The organism is Sphingosinicella sp. SM1-17, from assembly GCF_056821765.1.
The window spans coordinates 1,436,835-1,454,227 of the sequence record NZ_JBPDIO010000001.1 but is presented as its reverse complement, the minus strand read 5'-3'; the positions used below and the strand labels follow the sequence as shown (position 1 = coordinate 1,454,227).

Annotated in this window: 20 protein-coding genes; 12 read left to right on the top strand and 8 right to left on the bottom strand. The window is 65.7% G+C overall.

The window, feature by feature from the left end:
• Positions 1-936: an SWFGD domain-containing protein gene (locus tag ACRYLT_RS07320; protein WP_482663428.1), complete on the top strand. Its 936-nt coding sequence runs from the start codon at positions 1-3 to the stop codon at positions 934-936.
• A 360-nt stretch (positions 937-1,296) separates the two neighbouring features.
• Positions 1,297-1,641, top strand: coding sequence for a PRC-barrel domain-containing protein (locus ACRYLT_RS07315; RefSeq protein WP_482665418.1), 345 nt, complete (start codon positions 1,297-1,299; stop codon positions 1,639-1,641).
• A 39-nt stretch (positions 1,642-1,680) separates the two neighbouring features.
• Here the strand turns inward: ACRYLT_RS07315 and ACRYLT_RS07310 are convergent, their stop codons facing one another.
• The 4 genes from ACRYLT_RS07310 to ACRYLT_RS07295 form a co-directional block, all read right to left on the bottom strand.
• Positions 1,681-2,322, bottom strand: a complete 642-nt coding sequence (locus ACRYLT_RS07310) for a hypothetical protein (protein WP_482663427.1) — start codon at positions 2,320-2,322, stop codon at positions 1,681-1,683.
• 47 nt (positions 2,323-2,369) lie between these two features.
• Positions 2,370-2,759: a ribose-phosphate pyrophosphokinase gene (locus tag ACRYLT_RS07305; RefSeq protein ID WP_482663426.1), complete on the bottom strand. Its 390-nt coding sequence runs from the start codon at positions 2,757-2,759 to the stop codon at positions 2,370-2,372.
• A 284-nt stretch (positions 2,760-3,043) separates the two neighbouring features.
• Positions 3,044-4,003, bottom strand: coding sequence for an alpha/beta hydrolase (locus ACRYLT_RS07300; RefSeq protein WP_482663425.1), 960 nt, complete (start codon positions 4,001-4,003; stop codon positions 3,044-3,046).
• A gap of 246 nt (positions 4,004-4,249) precedes the next feature.
• Entirely contained in the window at positions 4,250-4,759 is a 510-nt protein-coding gene (locus ACRYLT_RS07295) for a hypothetical protein (RefSeq protein WP_482663424.1), read from the bottom strand.
• A gap of 94 nt (positions 4,760-4,853) precedes the next feature.
• Here ACRYLT_RS07295 and rarD point away from each other — a divergent pair, with 94 nt between their 5' ends.
• Entirely contained in the window at positions 4,854-5,765 is a 912-nt protein-coding gene (rarD, locus tag ACRYLT_RS07290; RefSeq protein ID WP_482663423.1) for an EamA family transporter RarD, read from the top strand.
• A gap of 78 nt (positions 5,766-5,843) precedes the next feature.
• Here the strand turns inward: rarD and ACRYLT_RS07285 are convergent, their stop codons facing one another.
• Genes ACRYLT_RS07285 through ACRYLT_RS07275 form a run of 3 tightly spaced genes read right to left on the bottom strand, consistent with a single transcriptional unit; the run spans position 5,844 to position 8,352 of the window.
• The gene (locus tag ACRYLT_RS07285; RefSeq protein ID WP_482663422.1) at positions 5,844-6,239 is read right to left on the bottom strand and encodes a hypothetical protein; all 396 of its coding nucleotides are present in this window, start codon (positions 6,237-6,239) and stop codon (positions 5,844-5,846) included.
• A gap of 2 nt (positions 6,240-6,241) precedes the next feature.
• The gene (locus ACRYLT_RS07280) at positions 6,242-6,625 is read right to left on the bottom strand and encodes a membrane lipoprotein lipid attachment site-containing protein (RefSeq protein WP_482663421.1); all 384 of its coding nucleotides are present in this window, start codon (positions 6,623-6,625) and stop codon (positions 6,242-6,244) included.
• A 50-nt stretch (positions 6,626-6,675) separates the two neighbouring features.
• A complete protein-coding gene (locus ACRYLT_RS07275) occupies positions 6,676-8,352 on the bottom strand; it encodes a class I adenylate-forming enzyme family protein (RefSeq protein WP_482663420.1) in 1,677 nt (558 codons plus the stop codon).
• Here ACRYLT_RS07275 and lgt point away from each other — a divergent pair.
• From lgt to ACRYLT_RS07250, 5 genes are all read left to right on the top strand, one after another.
• Positions 8,351-9,295, top strand: a complete 945-nt coding sequence (gene lgt, locus ACRYLT_RS07270) for a prolipoprotein diacylglyceryl transferase (RefSeq protein ID WP_482663419.1) — start codon at positions 8,351-8,353, stop codon at positions 9,293-9,295. The two genes, ACRYLT_RS07275 and lgt, sit on opposite strands and share 2 nt — an antisense overlap.
• Before the next feature lie 32 nt (positions 9,296-9,327).
• The gene (locus ACRYLT_RS07265) at positions 9,328-10,353 is read left to right on the top strand and encodes a class I SAM-dependent methyltransferase (protein WP_482663418.1); all 1,026 of its coding nucleotides are present in this window, start codon (positions 9,328-9,330) and stop codon (positions 10,351-10,353) included.
• Positions 10,350-10,868, top strand: coding sequence for a GNAT family N-acetyltransferase (locus ACRYLT_RS07260; RefSeq protein WP_482663417.1), 519 nt, complete (start codon positions 10,350-10,352; stop codon positions 10,866-10,868). The genes ACRYLT_RS07265 and ACRYLT_RS07260 overlap by 4 nt, the downstream gene beginning before the upstream one ends.
• Positions 10,865-11,626 carry a peptidoglycan editing factor PgeF gene (gene pgeF, locus ACRYLT_RS07255; RefSeq protein WP_482663416.1) on the top strand — a complete coding sequence of 254 codons (762 nt, stop codon included), beginning with the start codon at positions 10,865-10,867 and terminating at the stop codon, positions 11,624-11,626. Before ACRYLT_RS07260 ends, pgeF begins: the two co-directional genes overlap by 4 nt.
• Before the next feature lie 147 nt (positions 11,627-11,773).
• Positions 11,774-13,096 (top strand): cystathionine gamma-synthase family protein, encoded by a 1,323-nt coding sequence (locus ACRYLT_RS07250; RefSeq protein WP_482663415.1) that lies wholly within the window; start codon positions 11,774-11,776, stop codon positions 13,094-13,096.
• On the opposite strand, the gene ACRYLT_RS07245 is transcribed toward ACRYLT_RS07250, so the two are convergent.
• A complete protein-coding gene (locus tag ACRYLT_RS07245; RefSeq protein WP_482663414.1) occupies positions 13,059-13,772 on the bottom strand; it encodes an HAD family hydrolase in 714 nt (237 codons plus the stop codon). The two genes, ACRYLT_RS07250 and ACRYLT_RS07245, sit on opposite strands and share 38 nt — an antisense overlap.
• A gap of 87 nt (positions 13,773-13,859) precedes the next feature.
• On the opposite strand from ACRYLT_RS07245, the gene ACRYLT_RS07240 reads away from it, so the two are divergent.
• From ACRYLT_RS07240 to ACRYLT_RS07225, 4 genes are read left to right on the top strand one after another with little or no spacing between them, the layout of a single operon-like run.
• The gene (locus ACRYLT_RS07240) at positions 13,860-14,969 is read left to right on the top strand and encodes an MlaE family lipid ABC transporter permease subunit (protein WP_482663413.1); all 1,110 of its coding nucleotides are present in this window, start codon (positions 13,860-13,862) and stop codon (positions 14,967-14,969) included.
• Entirely contained in the window at positions 14,969-15,775 is an 807-nt protein-coding gene (locus ACRYLT_RS07235) for an ABC transporter ATP-binding protein (RefSeq protein ID WP_482663412.1), read from the top strand. Before ACRYLT_RS07240 ends, ACRYLT_RS07235 begins: the two co-directional genes overlap by 1 nt.
• The gene (locus tag ACRYLT_RS07230; protein ID WP_482663411.1) at positions 15,775-16,770 is read left to right on the top strand and encodes an MlaD family protein; all 996 of its coding nucleotides are present in this window, start codon (positions 15,775-15,777) and stop codon (positions 16,768-16,770) included. The genes ACRYLT_RS07235 and ACRYLT_RS07230 overlap by 1 nt, the downstream gene beginning before the upstream one ends.
• 2 nt (positions 16,771-16,772) lie before the next feature.
• A complete protein-coding gene (locus tag ACRYLT_RS07225) occupies positions 16,773-17,354 on the top strand; it encodes an ABC-type transport auxiliary lipoprotein family protein (protein WP_482663410.1) in 582 nt (193 codons plus the stop codon).
• Positions 17,355-17,393 lie beyond the last annotated feature (39 nt).

The window sequence follows — 17,393 nt, the reverse complement described above, 5'->3', positions numbered from 1 at the left end:
ATGGCAGACGATCGCTATGGCGATTATGGCCGCAGCCGCGATTCATGGCGCGGCCGCGACAGCTCCATCTTTTCCGACGAGGACAACGATCGCTGGAGCCGCGGCTCCGGGCGCTGGTCCGGCAGCCCTGACCGTCAGTTCGGGCGCGACCGAAGCCGGGGCTGGGGCGGCGAGCGAAGCGAAAGCGGCTGGGAGCGCGAAGAGCCTCGTGGGCGCAGCTGGCAAGGGCCGGAGGATGAGCGCGGCTTCCTCGAACGAGCCGGCGACGAGGTCCGCTCCTGGTTCGGGGATGAGGATGCCGAGCGTCGGCGCGAACAGGATATGCGGCGCGGCGAAAGCGGCTCCTTCGGAAGCCGCGACAATGGGGGCCGAGCCGGCTCGAACGATGAAGGACGCGGCTGGAGCGGCGGAGGAACCACCAGCCGCAGCCGCTACGGCGCTGGCAGTCCGGGAGGTGCCGACTTCGGTCGCTCCGGCGGTGATCTCCAGGAATATGGCCGTGGCGGATCGTCCTGGGGCGAACCCGACCGGAGCCGCAACAGGTTCAGCGGCGGGCGATCGCACTGGGACGAGAATTATCTGCGGTGGCGAGATCAGCAGATCGCCCAGCTCGACCGGGAATATGAGGAATTCTGCCTGGAGTGCCAGGACCGCTTCGAGCAGGACTTCAACAGCTGGCGGACCAGCCGGCTGACCCAAAGCGGCAGCGGCACGGACACGACCGCAAGCAGCAGCGGCGCCACCCGGGACAATGCCGGCCGGTCAACCGGCTCGAGCGGCGATAGCGTTCGAAACCAAGGCACCGCCGGCGCCACGAGCGATTCCCTGGGAATGGAAAGCGCCGGAGCGACGACCTCGTCGGGCGGGACCGGCTCGGCGGCCGAGTCGAGCACCGGCAGCTCGGGCAGCCGGAGCGCTTCACGTTCCCGTTCCTGACGCGATCCAGCGAGGCTCGGCTTGCCGGCCAGCCGCTCGCGCACCTGAAATCGAGAGGAGAAAGTGATGTCCGATCATGGCCGATATGGCAGCGATGTTCGCGATCGCCGCGAGCGTTTTCACCCTGACGACGAACGTGACGACCGCCGCGGCGGCTTCTTCGCTTCCGGCCGCGAGCGCAGCCGCGAACGCGGCGAGCTCGGGCGCGGGCGATTCCGGCTCGATGAGCGCGGCCGCGAAGGATCCGGATCCATGGGACGGAGCAGCCGCCGCTCGGGCTGGGGACGCGACGATTGGGACGGCGACCGCTGGGGCCGAGACCGGGACTATGGCTATGACGATTATCATGCCGGCCTTCCGATCGACGAGACCAGCCGCCTGATCGCCTCGAACAAGGTCGAGGGAACGCCGGTCTATGGACGCCGCGGCGAACGGCTCGGCACGATCTACAACTTCATGGTCGACAAATATTCGGGCCAGGTCGAATATGCCGTAATGCGCTACGGCGGCTTTCTCGGCCTCGGCCAGCGTTATTACCCGCTGCCGTGGCGAATTCTGAACTACGATACGCGGGAAGGCGGCTACCATATCGACATGAGCGACCATGATCTCGAACGGGCGCCGAGCTTCGACCGCAATGACGAGCCGCGCTTCAACCGCGACTATGGGCGGCGCGTGAACAGCTGGTACGGCCTCGATTATTGAGCCGGGAGAAGGGGAGCGCTCCAAGCGCTCCCCCTCGATTCAGGCACCGTCCGGTCGAACCGCCAGCGCGACGCTCGACCCGCTCTCGACGGGACTGACGACGAGGAGGAAAGCGGCATTGCCACCACCATTCTTCCCAGCGAGCAGGTGGTCGGCGCCACGGGTTCGATATTCGGCGGAGAAGCCGGCGCGCGCCGCGGCGGCTCGGTAATGGTCGAGCACATGCTCGGGCGGATCGCCGGTTTCGAACGAGACGATCCGAACCGGACAATCCGATGCAGCGGGACCGGCCGATGCAGCGGGACCGGCCGATGCAGCGGGACCGGCGGATTCGATCAGGTTTGCCCCGGGATATGAGGAAAAGCCGGCCGGCATCCCACCAGGCCACTGCCGCTGTCGTTCGAGCGAGCCGCATTCCGGTTCGGCCGCCGCCGAAAGTCCGGTCCCCAGCGGATATTGCGCCTGAACCGGCATCTCCGGTGGTCTGATCGTGTTGGGATGCGCCTGCTGAACGAGGTCCGCATCGACGAGGATCGGATCCTCCAGCGCACTCGTCAGGGCCGGGTCGAGCCCCTCCCCTTCGAGGGCCGCGATGTCGTTCCCGACGGCGCTGCTGCACGCCGTGAGCGCCAGCGCCGCGGCCGCGAGCAAGGCGTGACCTGGAGGAACAGCATGATCCATGCCCGTCCCTTGCCGGATTTTTCGCAGAATCAGGTGAGCGAATATGGTTAACGCCGCACGCCTGGCGTCGCCTCGCCCTTGCGCGACTGCCACCAGGCGAAAGTCTCGGCTTGCACGCCGGCGATGAACCGCTGCGCCTCCGGCCCTTCCCGGGGCCCTTCATAGCCGCGCCTGCGACCACCTCCGCCGACCCACCAGCCCTGGCCCGGAAGGCCGTCGCTCTGACGAACGACAAGGACCGCCAGCTCCGGTTGCCCGAGCGCCTCCGAGTCGCGGTCGACCTCCCCGAGAACGGCACAAAGTTGCCGCATCTTCGGACGGGAGAAGGCATAGCCAAGCTGTTCGAGCAGCTCCGAATAGGTCAGCGCCAGCCCCGCCTTGGCCGCGGCCACGAGATGAGCGCGCACTTCCTCCGGATCGGCCAGACGTTGCGCCACCTGCTCTTCGGGTGGGCTGAAGCAGCGTTTGCTCCTTGCTCCCGCCATTTATCGATCGCCACGCCTTCCCGCCATGGACCAAGGTACTTCGCACTCCGATGCCGTCATCATGGTAGCAGAAGTGGATACCGCCATTTCATCGCTCATATCACGCCCATCATCATCGCTCATTGGGCGGAGACGATCTCCTCCGCCGACCGCCTGTCTGTGGTGTCCAGCGGCAAACCGAGCGAGCTTCCACAGAAGAGCTGTTCAGAAGAACATGGAACCAAGGCTACCCCGGCCTATCTTACCGCGCTTTGCGCGCGTCCCGGTCCCAGGAGCCACATTATCCCCTCCTTGAACAAGACATCCCACATGACGCTGCTGTGTCCGGAAACAATCTCTCTCGAACGCACTTCGGCGCCCGCATTCCTCGCCAGCTCTACGCGCTGCCGCGTCGCTCGAAGAAAGCGGGGCTCAAACAGACCCGCGCCCGCATAGATTCGCGCATCTGTGAGTCGCGAGGCGAGATAAGCGGTAGAGCCGCCGCCAGGCGACATTGCCAGCACATTGCCAAACACCCGAGGCCGAAGAGCTGCTGCCGCGAAAGCCCAGACGGCACCGCTCGAGAAGCCGGCCGCGATCCGGTCTTCACGGCGCTGCGAGGCCGGATATGTCTCCTCTACAAACGGGACCAGTTCGTCCGAAACGAAATCCAGATGCTTCTGAAAATCCCGCCCGCCTTCGAAAGGCGAACCAGGCACGTATTCGAGATTCCTCCGGTCGCAATGATCCTGGCCGCAGTGGGCTGCGACACCTTGCGCGCTGTGGATGCCCACGATCATCGCGGGCGCGATTTGGCCATCGCCCAGGGCGGCTTCGAGGATGGCGGCATATCCACGCGCGACTTCGCCATCCGCGAGGTAAATGACGGGTACCCGATGGCCACTCGGGATCTCCGGCGGCACATAGATGGTCAATGCTCGCGGCCCACCGAGCAATGCCGAGGAGAACTGCGTCTCAACGATTTGGCCCCTCAGATCCTCAGTTGTGGCTGGCGCGCGAGGGGCTGCGGGACCCCGGAAGACGTCCGGCAGCTCGAACACCGGACCGAAGGGAAGCATGATGTCAAGCAACGCCTCGTCGATCCGAGGAACCCGAACCGTGATCGCCCCCAACTGAGTTTCGCCAATGCGCTCCAACGGAGCTTGGATCGCGCAGCACAGCCGCGCCTCTCCCTGGTCATTGAGGCGGCCGATCACCGTTAGATGGTCACCCAGGATCCACCAGAAGCGCTGTCGGTCGCCGATGAGGCTTGCGGCTGATCTGGGCACAAAGTCGTGTTCAACAAAGCAGAGCGCCTCGACCGAACCCGCAGCTTCGCTGCATGGTGGCAGGTCTCCGCCTGCAGTCGCGGGCGCAGACGCTGCCGCAGCAAGAAAGTTCAGGAGTGGGACGAGACTCGACATCCTGTCACCTAGGATCGCGCGGCGTTCTGCTTGAAGCTATCAACGCGTGTCGGAAAGCACCAGCCGAGCCTCGGAGCCGCCACCCTGACGCGGCGCAATGTTGATCGTGAAACGCTCGCCCTTCCGGCCCGCGCCGGAGATGACAAAGTTTTCTCCGCGTTGCTGCGTCGAATCGATCTGCACCTCCTGGCCCCGCGCCGGATCCCGATACCAGGCGACGACCTGGGCGACAGGGTCGCCGGTGACGAAACGCAGCTCCACTTCGTCCTGCCGAGCTCCGCCCTCCGGCTGCCCCTGGACATGCATCCCGCTGAAGGTCGCCCCAGGATAGACCAGACCGCTATCCTCGTCGAAATTGGCGCCATTGCGAAAGCCTTCGGGAATGTTGACCGAAAGGTTGAACCCCGGCGCCTCGACCGTCAGCCGGCCCTCCTCGGCGCGCCCTTGCGCGGTGGCGTTCGCATCGACGGGGGCGGCGTCATTCCCGAACCGGGCTTCGCAGGCGGCAAGCAGCGCCACGGCGGCGAGAGCGGAGACCTTCTTCGTCATCGTGGATCCTCCTTCGCCTCAGAACCTAGCTGTATTAGTCATGTAACACAACAGCCGTCTTGCCGTCGGGTCACGCCCTCACTAGGCGCCGCTTATGGCCGACGATCACAGCCAGCGGCGCGCCGGGCTCCTGTTCGGCCTCGGCGCCTATCTGCTCTGGGGCGTCATGCCGCTTTATTTCAAGGCGCTGGCGCACGTTCCCGCGACCGAAATCGTCGCCCATCGGATCCTCTGGTCGCTCATCTTCCTGGGCGCTCTGGTCACGCTCTGGCGGCGCTGGCCGGCCATTCGCGCCGCACTCGGCGCCGGCCGGGTCGTGATGACGCTGGTGATCACCTCGCTCCTGATCGCCGTCAATTGGCTGACCTACATCTATGCCGTGGTCAGCGGACATGTTCTCGAAGGCAGTCTCGGCTACTATCTGAACCCTCTGGTCAATGTCCTGCTGGGGGTGGTCCTGCTGAAGGAGCGGCTCAGCCGCGCCCAGATCGCCGCAGCCCTGCTCGCCGGGGCCGGCGTTGCCGTGCTCGCCGCCGGGGCGGGCTCAGGGCTGTGGGTCAGCCTGACGCTGGCCGCCAGTTTCGGTTTATACGGTTTCCTGAGGAAGGTCGCGCCGGTCGACTCGCTGGAGGGACTGTCGATCGAGACGGCGATCCTGGCGCCGATTGCGCTGGGATGGGTGCTCTGGCTGCAGGAAAGCGGCACCGGGCATTTCGCCAGCCTTGGAATGTCGACCGATGCCCTGCTGGTGCTTGGCGGCGCCGTCACCGCCATCCCGCTACTTCTCTTCACCGCAGCGGCCCGGCGCCTGCCTTATTCGATGCTGGGCTTCCTTCAATATATTGCCCCGTCGCTTCAGTTCCTGCTGGCCGTTCTCGCCTTCGGGGAACCCCTGACGACCGCCCACATCATCTGCTTCGGCGCGATCTGGACGGCCCTGGCGATCTTCACCGTTGACGGGCTGCGCACGGCATCCCGGAACCGCGCGGCGCCGGCGCCTCAATAGCCCGCGGGGAGAGGCGCGCCTGTGCCGACCCGGCCCTCACGATCGGGCCGGGTTCGAGTTCGACCGGAACCAAACCGCCTAGAAGGGCTGCGACTCGCGCGGCGGAACCTCGACCGGCCGGCATTGGGGAAGGTTCAGCTGCTGCATCTGCGCGCAGTCGCGAACCTGGGTGTCGCCGTTCGGGCCGATGAAGATGCCCCAGTGACGGCCGTCGTCGCAAAGCGCGACCCACATTTCCAGCCCCTCATGCTCCTGCTGATGGGCCGCCCCTTCGACCCGTCGGCAGCGCCGGCCATTGTCGCGGATCGCCCGCATCAGGCCGAGCCGCTGATAGGGGGGCGAGAGTTTCAGAAGAGCCTCGTGGTGGGGATTGGCGACCCTGATCCGCCTCGTCTCCTGCGACGGGCGTCCGTCCTCGCAAGCGGCAGCGAGCAGAGCCACCAGGCCCAGGGTGAGCCCGGTTCGCAATCGCATCCTCACTGGCCCTGTGGCACCGGGTTTCCAGCCTGGTTCGACTCCATCAGCTGCCGCTCGGCCGCGTTCAGGACCTGGGCGGAGCCGCCTTGAGTCACCACGATCGTATAGGTCCCGCCTTCGGTGCAGGTCGCTGTCCAGACAGGATGACCCTGATGCTCGCCGGAGCGCGACGAGCTTTCGACATGCTGGCACGGCTCGCCCGAATCCCGAATCGCTCGGATGAAGACCGCGTTGCGCTGCCCTTCCGGCATTTCCTCAAGCCGGTTCTGCACCTCCCCCGTCGTGTCGGCGGCATTTTGCTGGCTGGTGCCGGACGGCGCATCAGCGTCGCCACACCCGGCCAGGCCCAGCGTCGCTACCGCCGCAATCAGGATCCTTCGCATCGCTCGCCTCCTTGCTGACGACATAATGACCGGTTTCGCGATCGGTTTCCTCAAGCCGCCTCGATCGCAAGCCGGCGGTAATGATCGCGAAGTTCGATCTTGTCGATCTTGCCGGTTCCCAGCTTGGGCAAGGGTTCGTTCCGGATCCAGATAAAGGCCGGCACCTTGAACGGGGCGATGCTCTCCGAGAGAAAGGCGCGCAACGCCTCCTCGTCGATTCCGCCTTTTTCGCTGTAGACGACCGCCGCCGGAACTTCGCCAAGCCGATCGTCGGGAACGCCGAACACCGAGGCTTCGGACACGGCGGGGTGGGCGTAGATGGCCGCCTCGACTTCGGCCGCGCTGATATTCTCGCCGCCGCGGATGATGATGTCCTTCTTGCGGTCGACGATGAAGAGATAGTCGTCTTCGTCGAGATAGCCGATGTCGCCGGTCCGGAAATAGCCGTCGGCGGTGAAGGCCGCGCGCGTTGCCGCCTCGTCACGCCAATAGCCGCGGATGTTGGCGGCCGAGCGGATGGCAATCTCGCCGCGCTCGTTCGGGCCGAGATGCTCGCCCCCCTCGCCCAGGATTGCGAGCTCCACCAGCGGCTTGTGGGGCCTGCCCGTCGAAGCCGGCTTGTCATGGTAGTTGGACCAGAAATTGCCGCAGCCGACGGCATTGGTTTCGGTCAGGCCGTAGCCGAGCGCCGGCTGGGCGCCCTTGAAGCTCTGTTCCAGCCGCTTCACGTGGGCGACGGGGCGCGGAGCGCCGCCGGCGGCGATGTCGGTGAGCGAGGACAGATCATATTTGTCGCGGTCCGGATGCTGCATCAGTTCGAGGCTCATCGTCGGAACGCCTACGAAATAGGTGACCTTCTCCTGCTCGATCAGCCGAAGGGCTTCGCCCGCGTCCCATTTCGGCATCAGCACCATCGTTCGGCCGATGACGAAGCTGTTGAGCAGCACCGGAACTTCGCCGGTGACGTGAAACAGCGGCACGTTGACGAGGGTTTTGGGCGGATTGACCGGCGGCTCGCCCATGCTCTCCTTGATTCCCAGCAGGGTCGCCAGGCCGATCGTGTAGGAATAGACGCCCGTCGTCACCGCCCGGTGGGTCGACACCGCGCCCTTGGCGAGCCCGGTCGAACCTGAAGTGAAGAGGATCGTGGCGTCGTCGTCCGGGTTGACCTGGGGAAGTTCGCCATCTTCGCCGCCGAGCAGCGGGGCGATGGCTTCGGCGATCGGCTTTTCGATCGGCAGCGCGACATGCTCGAATGGACAACTGCCGGCCTCGAGCCGTTTCGCCCTCGGACCGTCGGCGATGATCAGCCGGGGCTCGGCGAGGCCGAGCGCGTGGCGCATTTCGTCGGGCTGCCACCAGCCGTTGATCAGAGTCGCGATCCCGCCCGCCTTGAGCACCGCCATCCATGAAACGATCCAGGCCGGCGAATTGCGCATCGCGATGGCGACCCGATCGCCCTTGGCGATACCGCGGCCAACAAGCGCTCGAGCCAGCCGGGTGGCTTCGGCGTTGAGCTCGGCAAAAGTCAGTCGCTCGCCGTCCGCGACCACCGCCTCGGTGGCCCCGTGCAGCATGCAGAAGATGTCGAACAGGCCGGGCAGAGTGGGCGGCAGGTTGGTGACGATCGCCAGCCCCTGCTCGTTGCGGCCGATCTGAATCCGGCCGCCCTCCCCGGTGACTACCGCCAGCACCGCGTCATATCTGCGGTCGAGCTCGCTCGGCATGCGCGTTTCTCTCCTGCTTTGCCTTTTATCTGCCCCCTACTATGAAGGCGCGAGCGCGCAGGGGGAAGCCTTGATTGAGCCTTTATTGACATCGCTGACAGCAGCCGGGGGAGCGATCCGCTGGACCGATCTCGGGCTCGATCCCGTGGCGCTCGACCTCGGCTTCTTCCAGCTCCGCTGGTACAGCCTCGCCTATCTGGCGGGAATCGTCATCGGCTGGTGGTATCTGTTGAAGCTGCTCGCCCAGCCCGGAGCGCCGATGGCGCGGCGTCACGCCGACGACATGGTCTTCTTCGCGACGGTCGGGATCATCCTCGGTGGACGCCTGGGCTATGTGCTCTTCTATCGACCCGATTATTATGTCGAAAATCCCGGGGAGATCATCCAGCTGTGGGATGGCGGAATGTCCTTTCACGGGGGCGTGATCGGAGTCAGCCTCGGCCTGCTCTACATGGCACGCAAGCACCGGCTCGATTGGCTGCGGATCCACGATTATGTCGCCTGCTGCATCCCGTTCGGCCTCTTCCTCGGCCGACTGGCCAATTTCGTGAATGCGGAGCTTTGGGGCCGGGAAAGCGATCTGCCCTGGGCGGTGATCTTTCCGACTGGCGGCGAGGTTCCGCGTCACCCGAGCCAGCTTTACGAAGCGATCCTCGAAGGCGTCGTCCTCTTTCTCATCCTCGCCTACATGTTCTGGAGAACGCGCGCACGCTACCAGCCGGGAAAGCTCGTCGGGACCTTCATCCTCGTCTATGGGATCAGCCGCTTCCTGGTCGAACTGGTGCGCCAGCCCGATCCCGGACTGGAGAACCTGTCCTGGGGGCTCAGCATGGGCCAAACCCTTTCCTTGCCGATGATCGCGGGCGGACTTTACCTGCTTCTCACCGCCGCCCGTCGCGCCGACCGGGTCCGGGCCGATCCCGCCGATGAACCGTCCACCTGAATTTGCCGTCCGCCGGCTCCGGAGGAGCTAGAATGGCCGGCGTTCCAAGCGCGCCGTCGGAGACCGGCGGGAAGCGGCAAGAGGACGTGGCCGATCGCCTGGCCAGGCGAATAGCCGAAGAGGGCTCGATCAGCGTCGCGGACTATATGGCCGAAGCCAATGCCCATTATTACGCCACGCGCGATCCGTTCGGTGCCGCCGGCGACTTCATCACTGCGCCTGAGATCAGCCAGATGTTCGGCGAGCTGGTCGGGGTCTGGCTTGCCGACCTCTGGCTTCGCTCCGGCAGGCCGGACGCCTGCTATGTCGAGCTCGGGCCCGGGCGGGGCACCCTGGCCAAGGATGCGCTTCGAGCGCTTGGCGGCGCCGGCTGCGCTCCGGCGATCCATCTCGTTGAGACCAGTCCGGCGCTGAGGCGCGCCCAGGCGGAACGGCTGCCACAGGCACAGTGGCATGACGATCTCGCCACGGTCCCGAAGGACCGAGCGCTGCTGGTCGCCGCCAACGAATTCTTCGACGCCCTGCCGATCCGCCAGTTCGACGGTGATCGGGAGCTTCGAGTGAAGCTGGTGGGAAGCCGCTTCGTCCGCGACGAGGCGAGCCGGATCCGGGAAGATTCGCCCGAATCGATCCAGGTCGTCGAAGCCCTCGCCGCCCGTCTGACGGCCCAGGGCGGCGGCGCCCTGATCTTCGATTACGGCCATGACCGGCCCGGCTTCGGCGACACGCTCCAGGCGGTGTCTCGCCATGAATATGCCGATCCGTGGCAGGCACCGGGAAGCCAGGACCTGACCGCCCATGTCGACTTTTCGGCGCTAGCGGCAGCGGCTCGCCGAGCAAGCGTGACTGTGTTCGGCCCGCGCTCCCAGGGCGAATGGCTCGATGCGATGGGCATTCAGCTGAGGGCCGCGGCCCTGGCGCGGGCCGCGCCCGAACGGACGGAGGAGATTGCGGCGGCTCGCGATCGGCTGACCTCGGCCGGACAGATGGGTCGGTTGTTCAAGGCAATGGCGCTGGTCGCGCCTGGCTGGCCGAAGCCGGCAGGGTTCGGCGGATGAGTCGGCTCCTTTGGCGGATCGCCAGGCGGACCGATGCCGCGGTCCTGGCGGAGCTCGGACGACAGAGCTTCGTCGAGACTTTCGGCCATCTTTATAGTTCCGACGATCTTGCGGCTTTCCTCCTCAACCACAGCGAGGAAGGCTGGCGGGGCGAGCTTTCCGATCCGGATTTCGTCGTCAGGCTCGGCGAAGCGGACGATCGGGCCGCCGCTTATGCCAAGCTCGGGCCTCCCTCGCTGCCATTGGAGGTGGCGGGGCCGACCGTCGAACTTCGCCAGTTCTACGTGCTGAAGCCGTGGCATGGGACCGGTGCCGCCCAGGAAATGATGGGCTGGGTGCTCGACGAGGCGCGGCGGCGCGGCGCCGGAGCAATCCAGCTTTCCGTCTTCATCGACAATCACCGCGCGCGTCGCTTCTACGAACGCTATGGCTTCGAGCCGGTCGGCCGGTACGATTTCATGGTCGGAACTCATGCGGACGAGGACATCATCATGCGACTGAAGCTGCAGCCGTGACGGTCGAAGTGATCAAATCCGGTCTCGTTCGCGTGCCCCACGGCTTCCTCGGGCGGCGCGGCGGAGTGTCGCAGGGGGTCTGCGCCGGCCTCAACGTCGGCCTGGGATCGGACGACGATCGCGAGGCGATCCAGGAGAATAGACGCCGCGCCGTGGAAGCCGTGGCGCCGCAGGCACGGCTGGTGACCGTGCACCAGGTCCATTCCGCCGACGCTCTCGTCGTCGCCGAGCCCTGGCCGGATCAGCAACGCCCTCGGGCCGACGCCATGGCAACGAACCGGCCCGGGCTGGTGCTGGGGATCCTCACCGCGGACTGCGCACCCGTCCTGCTCGCGGACTCGCAAGCGGGCGTGATCGGCGCCGCCCATGCCGGCTGGAAGGGCGCCTTCGGCGGAGTGGTCGATTCGGTGGTCGAAGCGATGGAGTCGCTCGGCGCCGAGCGCGGCCGGATTGCCGCCGCGATCGGACCGGCCATCGCCCGGCGCTCCTACGAGGTCGACGAGGCTTTCCACCGCCGCTTCGCCGAAGCCGATCCCGAGAATGACCGCTTCTTCAGTCCCGGGCGCGAGGGGCACCACCAGTTCGATCTGGAGGGCTATGTCGCCTCGCGGCTTGCGGCAGCAGGAGTCACTCGAGTCGAAGCGATGGGGCTCGACACCTATTCGGAACCGGACCGATTCTTCAGTTACCGGCGGGCGACTCATCGCGTCGAGCCGACCTACGGCCGCCAGTTCTCGCTGATCGCTCTGCCGGGCTAGATACGAATCCGGCAGGTCGCTAAAGAGCGGCACGGGCAACAGACCTCACCCCCGGCCGTTCCAGCGAACGGCCCGTGAGCCGGCCAAGATCCGGCTGGCTCGGTCTCCACGCAGAACCTGCGACCGGCGGAAAAGGGAGACATGACTATGCCGCGCAAGCCCGACGAATCCGATCTGACCGGTGCCACGCCGCGCCGCCGCCCGAAGCCCGACGTCCTCGAGATCGGCGGACGGCGGCTCAAGCCGTCCACCCTGATGATGGGCCACGGCTTCGATCCGGCTCTGTCCGAAGGCTCGCTCAAGCCGCCCATCTTTCTCACCTCGACCTTCGTCTTCGAGAATGCCGCTGCCGGCAAGCGCCACTTCGAAGGCGTCACCGGCAAGCGTCCGGGCGGCGCCGAGGGACTGGTCTATTCGCGCTTCAACGGCCCCAACCAGGAAATATTGGAAGACCGTCTCAGCGTCTGGGAAGATGCCGAGGACGCCCTCACCTTCTCAAGCGGCATGTCGGCGATCACCACCTTGATCATGACCTTCGTCCAACCCGGCGACGTGGTCGTCCATTCCGGGCCGCTTTACGCCGCGACCGAGACATTGATCGGGCGGATCTTCGGCCGCTTCGGAGTCAAGTGGCTCGACTTCCCGGCCGGAGCGACCCAGGAGGAGATCGAGGCGGTCATCGAGCGGGCCAGAGGAATGGGGCGAGTTTCGCTCATCTATCTCGAAAGCCCGGCGAACCCGACCAATGCGCTGGTCGATGTCCAGGCCGTTTCCGCCGCCCGCGACAAGCTGTTCGGACAGGAGGAGCGGCCGCCGATCGCGATCGACAACACCTTCCTGGGTCCCCTCTGGCACCATCCGCTCCGGCACGGAGCCGATCTTTCGGTCTATTCGCTGACCAAATATGCCGGCGGTCATTCCGATCTGGTGGCCGGCGGAATCACCGGATCCAAGGCGCTGATCAACCCGATCCGGATGATGCGCAACACGATCGGCACGATCACCGACCCGAACACCGCCTGGATGCTGTTGCGGAGCCTCGAAACGCTTGAACTGCGAATGACTCGCGCCGGCGAAAACGCCGCCAAGGTCTGCGAATTCCTCCGCGGCCATGCGAAGGTCGAAAGCGTCGGCTATCTCGGCTTCCTCGAGCAGGGCGAAGATTCGCGCCAGGCGGACATCTATCGCCGTCACTGCACGGGCGCGGGTTCAACCTTCTCGCTCTATCTCAAGGGCGGCGAGAAGGAAGCCTTTGCCTTCCTCGATTCGCTGAAGATCGCCCATCTGGCGGTGAGTCTGGGCGGAACCGAGACCCTGGCCAGCCATCCGGCGGCGATGACCCACCTGTCGGTTCCGGACGAGCGCAAGCAGGCGCTCGGAATCACCGACAATCTCGTCCGGATCTCGATCGGAGTCGAGGATCCGGACGATCTCATTGCCGATTTCGACCAGGCGCTGGCCGCGATCTGACGCGGTCGCGCCAGTCGAGCACTTCCCAGCCCTCGGTCTCGGCGAGCCGGACCAGGCGGGCGTGAGCGTTGGTCGCGAAGGCTTCGTCCGACCAGCGATGCACCGGCGCGTCCGAGATATGGTCGGAATAGAATCGGATGTGCAGAGCCTCGCGCTCCAGCCCCTCGCGCTGGAGCCAGGCTTCGATCATGTCGAGCTTGCCGAGGCCGTAGCAATTGCGTCCGTCGATCCGGGCAACGATCCGGCCGAGCGAATCGGGCAGGGTTTCCGTCGCGATGACATCGTCGAATCCGAGCCGCCGGGCAATTGCCGCAGCGTAGAGCCGGTAGGAAGCGGTGGCCAGGACGAGTCGGCGCCCCGCCTCCCGGTCCTCCGCGATCCGGGTCCGAGCGCCCGGCAGGATGTTGGTCGCGATCTGGCGGTCGGCGAAGCTTTCCACGACCGGCTCGAGTCTTTCGGCCGAAGGCCGCCCGACCAGGAGCCGGTAATTGATTTCCTTGAGCCGGCCGCGGTCCACCAGCCCGAGGATATAGGCCAGCGTGGCCATCAGGACGGCCGGCAGGAGCAGCAGCCGCCACGGGCCGAGCTTCAGTGCTGCGTGGATCAGGAACGGCGTGTAGGTCGGGCGCCGAGTCACCGTCTTGTCCATGTCGTAGATGGCGATCGCGCGCTTCATCGGCGCCTTCGCAAGCATAGAAGCGTTGCGCCGTCCATGCCCTCACGCTTGCCGCCTGCCGGGATTTGAAGCACTAGTCGCTCCGGCATGAGCGTAACGGGCGATTTCATCCAGAGCTCCGAAGACGGGCAGTGCGTGCTGCGCTTCAGCGGCAACCTCACCATTTTGCGCGTCCGCAAACTCAGCGACCAGCTCAAGGCCGTCGAGGCGGACCGGCTGGTCGTGGACCTGACCGAGGTCGATCGGATGGACACGGTCGGCGCCTGGCTCATTCACAAGCTCGAACGCGACCGCGGGGCCAGAATCGTCGGCGCGACCGAAGAGCAGCAGACGTTGATCGACCATGTCACTCAGGCGGACCGGCCGGTGAAAGTCCGCCGCGAACATGAGCCGGCCTTCAGGCAGTTCGTCGGCGAGGTCGGTATCGCCACCCAGACGGCCGGGCAGACGATGGTCGGCCTGCTCGGCTTCTTCGGTTCCCTTCTGATCTCGATCGCGAACATCATCCGCCATCCTCGAAGGTTCCGATTCAATGCGGTGATCACCCGGTTCGACGTCGTCGGGGTTCGAGCTCTGGCGATCATCGGGCTGATGAGCTTCCTGGTCGGGATCGTCATCGCTCAGCAGGGCGCCGTGCAGCTCCGCCAGTTCGGAGCGGAAGTGTTCACCATCAACCTGATCGGTCGAAGCGCGATCAAGGAGCTGGGCGTGCTGATGACGGCGATCATGGTCGCCGGCCGGTCGGGTTCGGCCTTTGCCGCCCAACTCGGTTCGATGAAGCTCAACGAGGAAATCGACGCCATGCGCACGATCGGCGTCTCGCCGATGGAGGCGCTCGTCTTTCCGCGGGTGTTCGCCACCGTGCTGATGATGCCGCTGCTCGGCTTCTACGCGGCCATCATGGCGATCATCGGCGGCGGCATCTTCGTCTGGCTCTCCCTGGAGATTCCGCCGATCACCTTCGTCCAGCGCATCCGCGAGGTCGTGCCGATGACCGACCTTTACCAGTCTTTGATCAAGGCTCCGGTCTTCGGGATGATCATCGCCATGGCCGGTTGCTACCAGGGGCTTCAGGTGGAGGGAAATGCGGAAGAGGTCGGACTTCGAACGACCACCGCCGTCGTTCAGGGGATTTTTCTCGTGATCGTGCTCGACGCCTTCTTCGCCGTCTTCTTCACCGAGATCGGTTGGGTGTGATGGCACCGCAGGGCGAAGAGCGCGAGTTGGTGATCGAGGTTGCCGGCCTGCGCAACAGCTTCGGCGAGCAGGTCATCCATGAAGACCTGGAGCTCAGCGTCCGTCGCGGCGAGATTCTCGGCGTCGTCGGCGGATCCGGGACCGGCAAATCGGTGCTGATGCGGTCGATCATCGGCCTGCAGACGCCGGCGGCCGGCGAGATCAAGGTGTTCGGCGAGCCGATGATCGGCCGCGACGAGGAAGAAGCCAAGCATATCCGGCGTCGCTGGGGCGTTCTCTTCCAGGGTGCGGCCCTGTTTTCCACGCTGACGGTCGCCGAAAACGTGCAGGTGCCGATCCGCGAATTCTACCCCGGGATCGAACAGGATCTGCTTGACGAGATCGCCGCCTACAAGATCGCGATGTGCGGGCTCAACGTGGATGCGGGCGCCAAATTCCCCGCCGAGCTATCCGGCGGAATGCGGAAACGCGCAGGAATCGCCCGCGCACTCGCGCTCGATCCCGACCTGCTCTTCCTCGATGAGCCGACGGCGGGACTCGATCCGATCGGTGCGGCCGCGTTCGACCAGCTGATCTGCGAGCTGAGGGACGCGCTCGGCCTTACCGTTTTCCTGATCACCCATGACCTCGACACGCTATACGCAATCTGCGACCGGGTGGCGGTGATTGCGGATCGCAAGGTCGTGGCGATCGGAACGATTGCGGAATTATTGGCTTTGGACCACGAGTGGATTCAGAAATATTTCAGGGGACCGCGCGGCCGGGCCGCCGTTGCCGCTGTCGAGACTGAGAAGGCCGGGGGCTGATGGAAACGCGTTCCAACCAAATCCTCGTCGGTAGCGTCGTCCTCGGCCTGATCGCTGCGCTGGCCTTCTTCATCGTCTGGCTGAGCCAGGTCGGAGACGGCGCCGAAAAGCGCTACGACATCTTCTTCCAGCAATCGGTCGAAGGGCTGGCCAAGGGCTCGGCCGTGACCTTCCGGGGCGTTCCCGTCGGCCAGATCGAGTCGATCAATCTGGAGCCGTCCAGTCCGCAATTCATCCGTGTCCGGATTTCCGTCCGGGACGACACACCGGTTCTTCAAGGCACCACGGCGACAATCCGCGGCGTCGGCTTCACCGGCGTTTCGCAGATCCAGCTCGACCCGCCGGAGCCGGAGCCGGGACAGCCTCCGCGATCGCAGCAGGAGATTCGCTGCCCGGAACAGAATCCGCAGTCGGAATGTCCCTACGGCTATCCAGTGATCCCGACCCGGCCCGGGGCGCTGGGCCAGTTGCTGAACACGGCGCCTGAGCTTCTCGAGCGGGTTTCCACGCTGACCGAACGGCTGACCGAGCTGCTGTCGGACCGCAACCAGGAATCGATCGCGGGAATACTCGACAATCTCGAGGAGGTGACGCAGTCGCTCGCCGAACGATCGCCGGAAATCGCTGCCACCCTCGCCGAAGCCCGGGTCGCGATCGCCCAGGCCGGAGCCGCCGCCGAGCAGATCGGCCGGCTTGCCGGGACCACCGAAACGCTCGTCAACGAGGACGGCCGACCGCTCATCAACGATCTGAGACACACCATTCGTGCGGCCGAGCAGAGCATGCGCAATCTCGACTCGGTGCTGAGCGACGCTCGGCCCGGCCTTCAGACCTTTTCCACCCGCACCCTTCCGGAGGTCGGGCAACTCGTCCGCGACCTTCGCGCCACCAGCGAATCGCTTCGAAACGTGACCGAGCGGCTGGATCAGCGGGGAGTCGGGGGAGTGATTGGCGGCGAGCGCCTTCCCGACTACGAGCCCGGACGGAGGAATTGAGGATGCGCTTCAGGCTTATGTCGCTTACGGTTGCGGCCCTCTCCCTCGCCGGCTGCTTCGGCGGCGGCGCTACGCCGTCGGAGCTGTTGACGCTGACGGCGGCCGCGACCCGGCCGACGGGAACGGCGCGCCAGGCCGAGCAGGGGCAGGTCATCACCGTAACGGTGCCAACCGTTCCGCAGGCGCTCCGCTACAAGCGCGTCCCGGTCTATGTCAGCCCGACTTCGATCCAGTATCTGGAGAATGCCCAGTGGGTCGAAGGGCCCAACGAGCTGTTCCGTCAACTTCTGTCGGAAACGATAGCGGCGCGGACCCAGCTGGTCGTCATCGATCCTGCCCTCTACACCCAGGTTCAGGGCCTGACGCTCGGCGGCCAGTTGCTGACCTTCGGCCTCGATCCCAATGCGATGGAAGTGGTGATCGAATTCGAGGCGACGCTGGCTCGGCCACAGAGCGCCGTCGTCACCAATCGCTTCCAGGCGCGAGTGCCGGTCGCCGAAGCGACCAGCGCCGCCGTCGCCCCGGCGCTCAACCAGGCTGCCAACCAGATCGCCGAGCAGGTCGCCGCCTGGGTCGCGGCCTAGGGTCCCTTCAATCGATCAGGCGGGGCCGCCTTCCCGCTC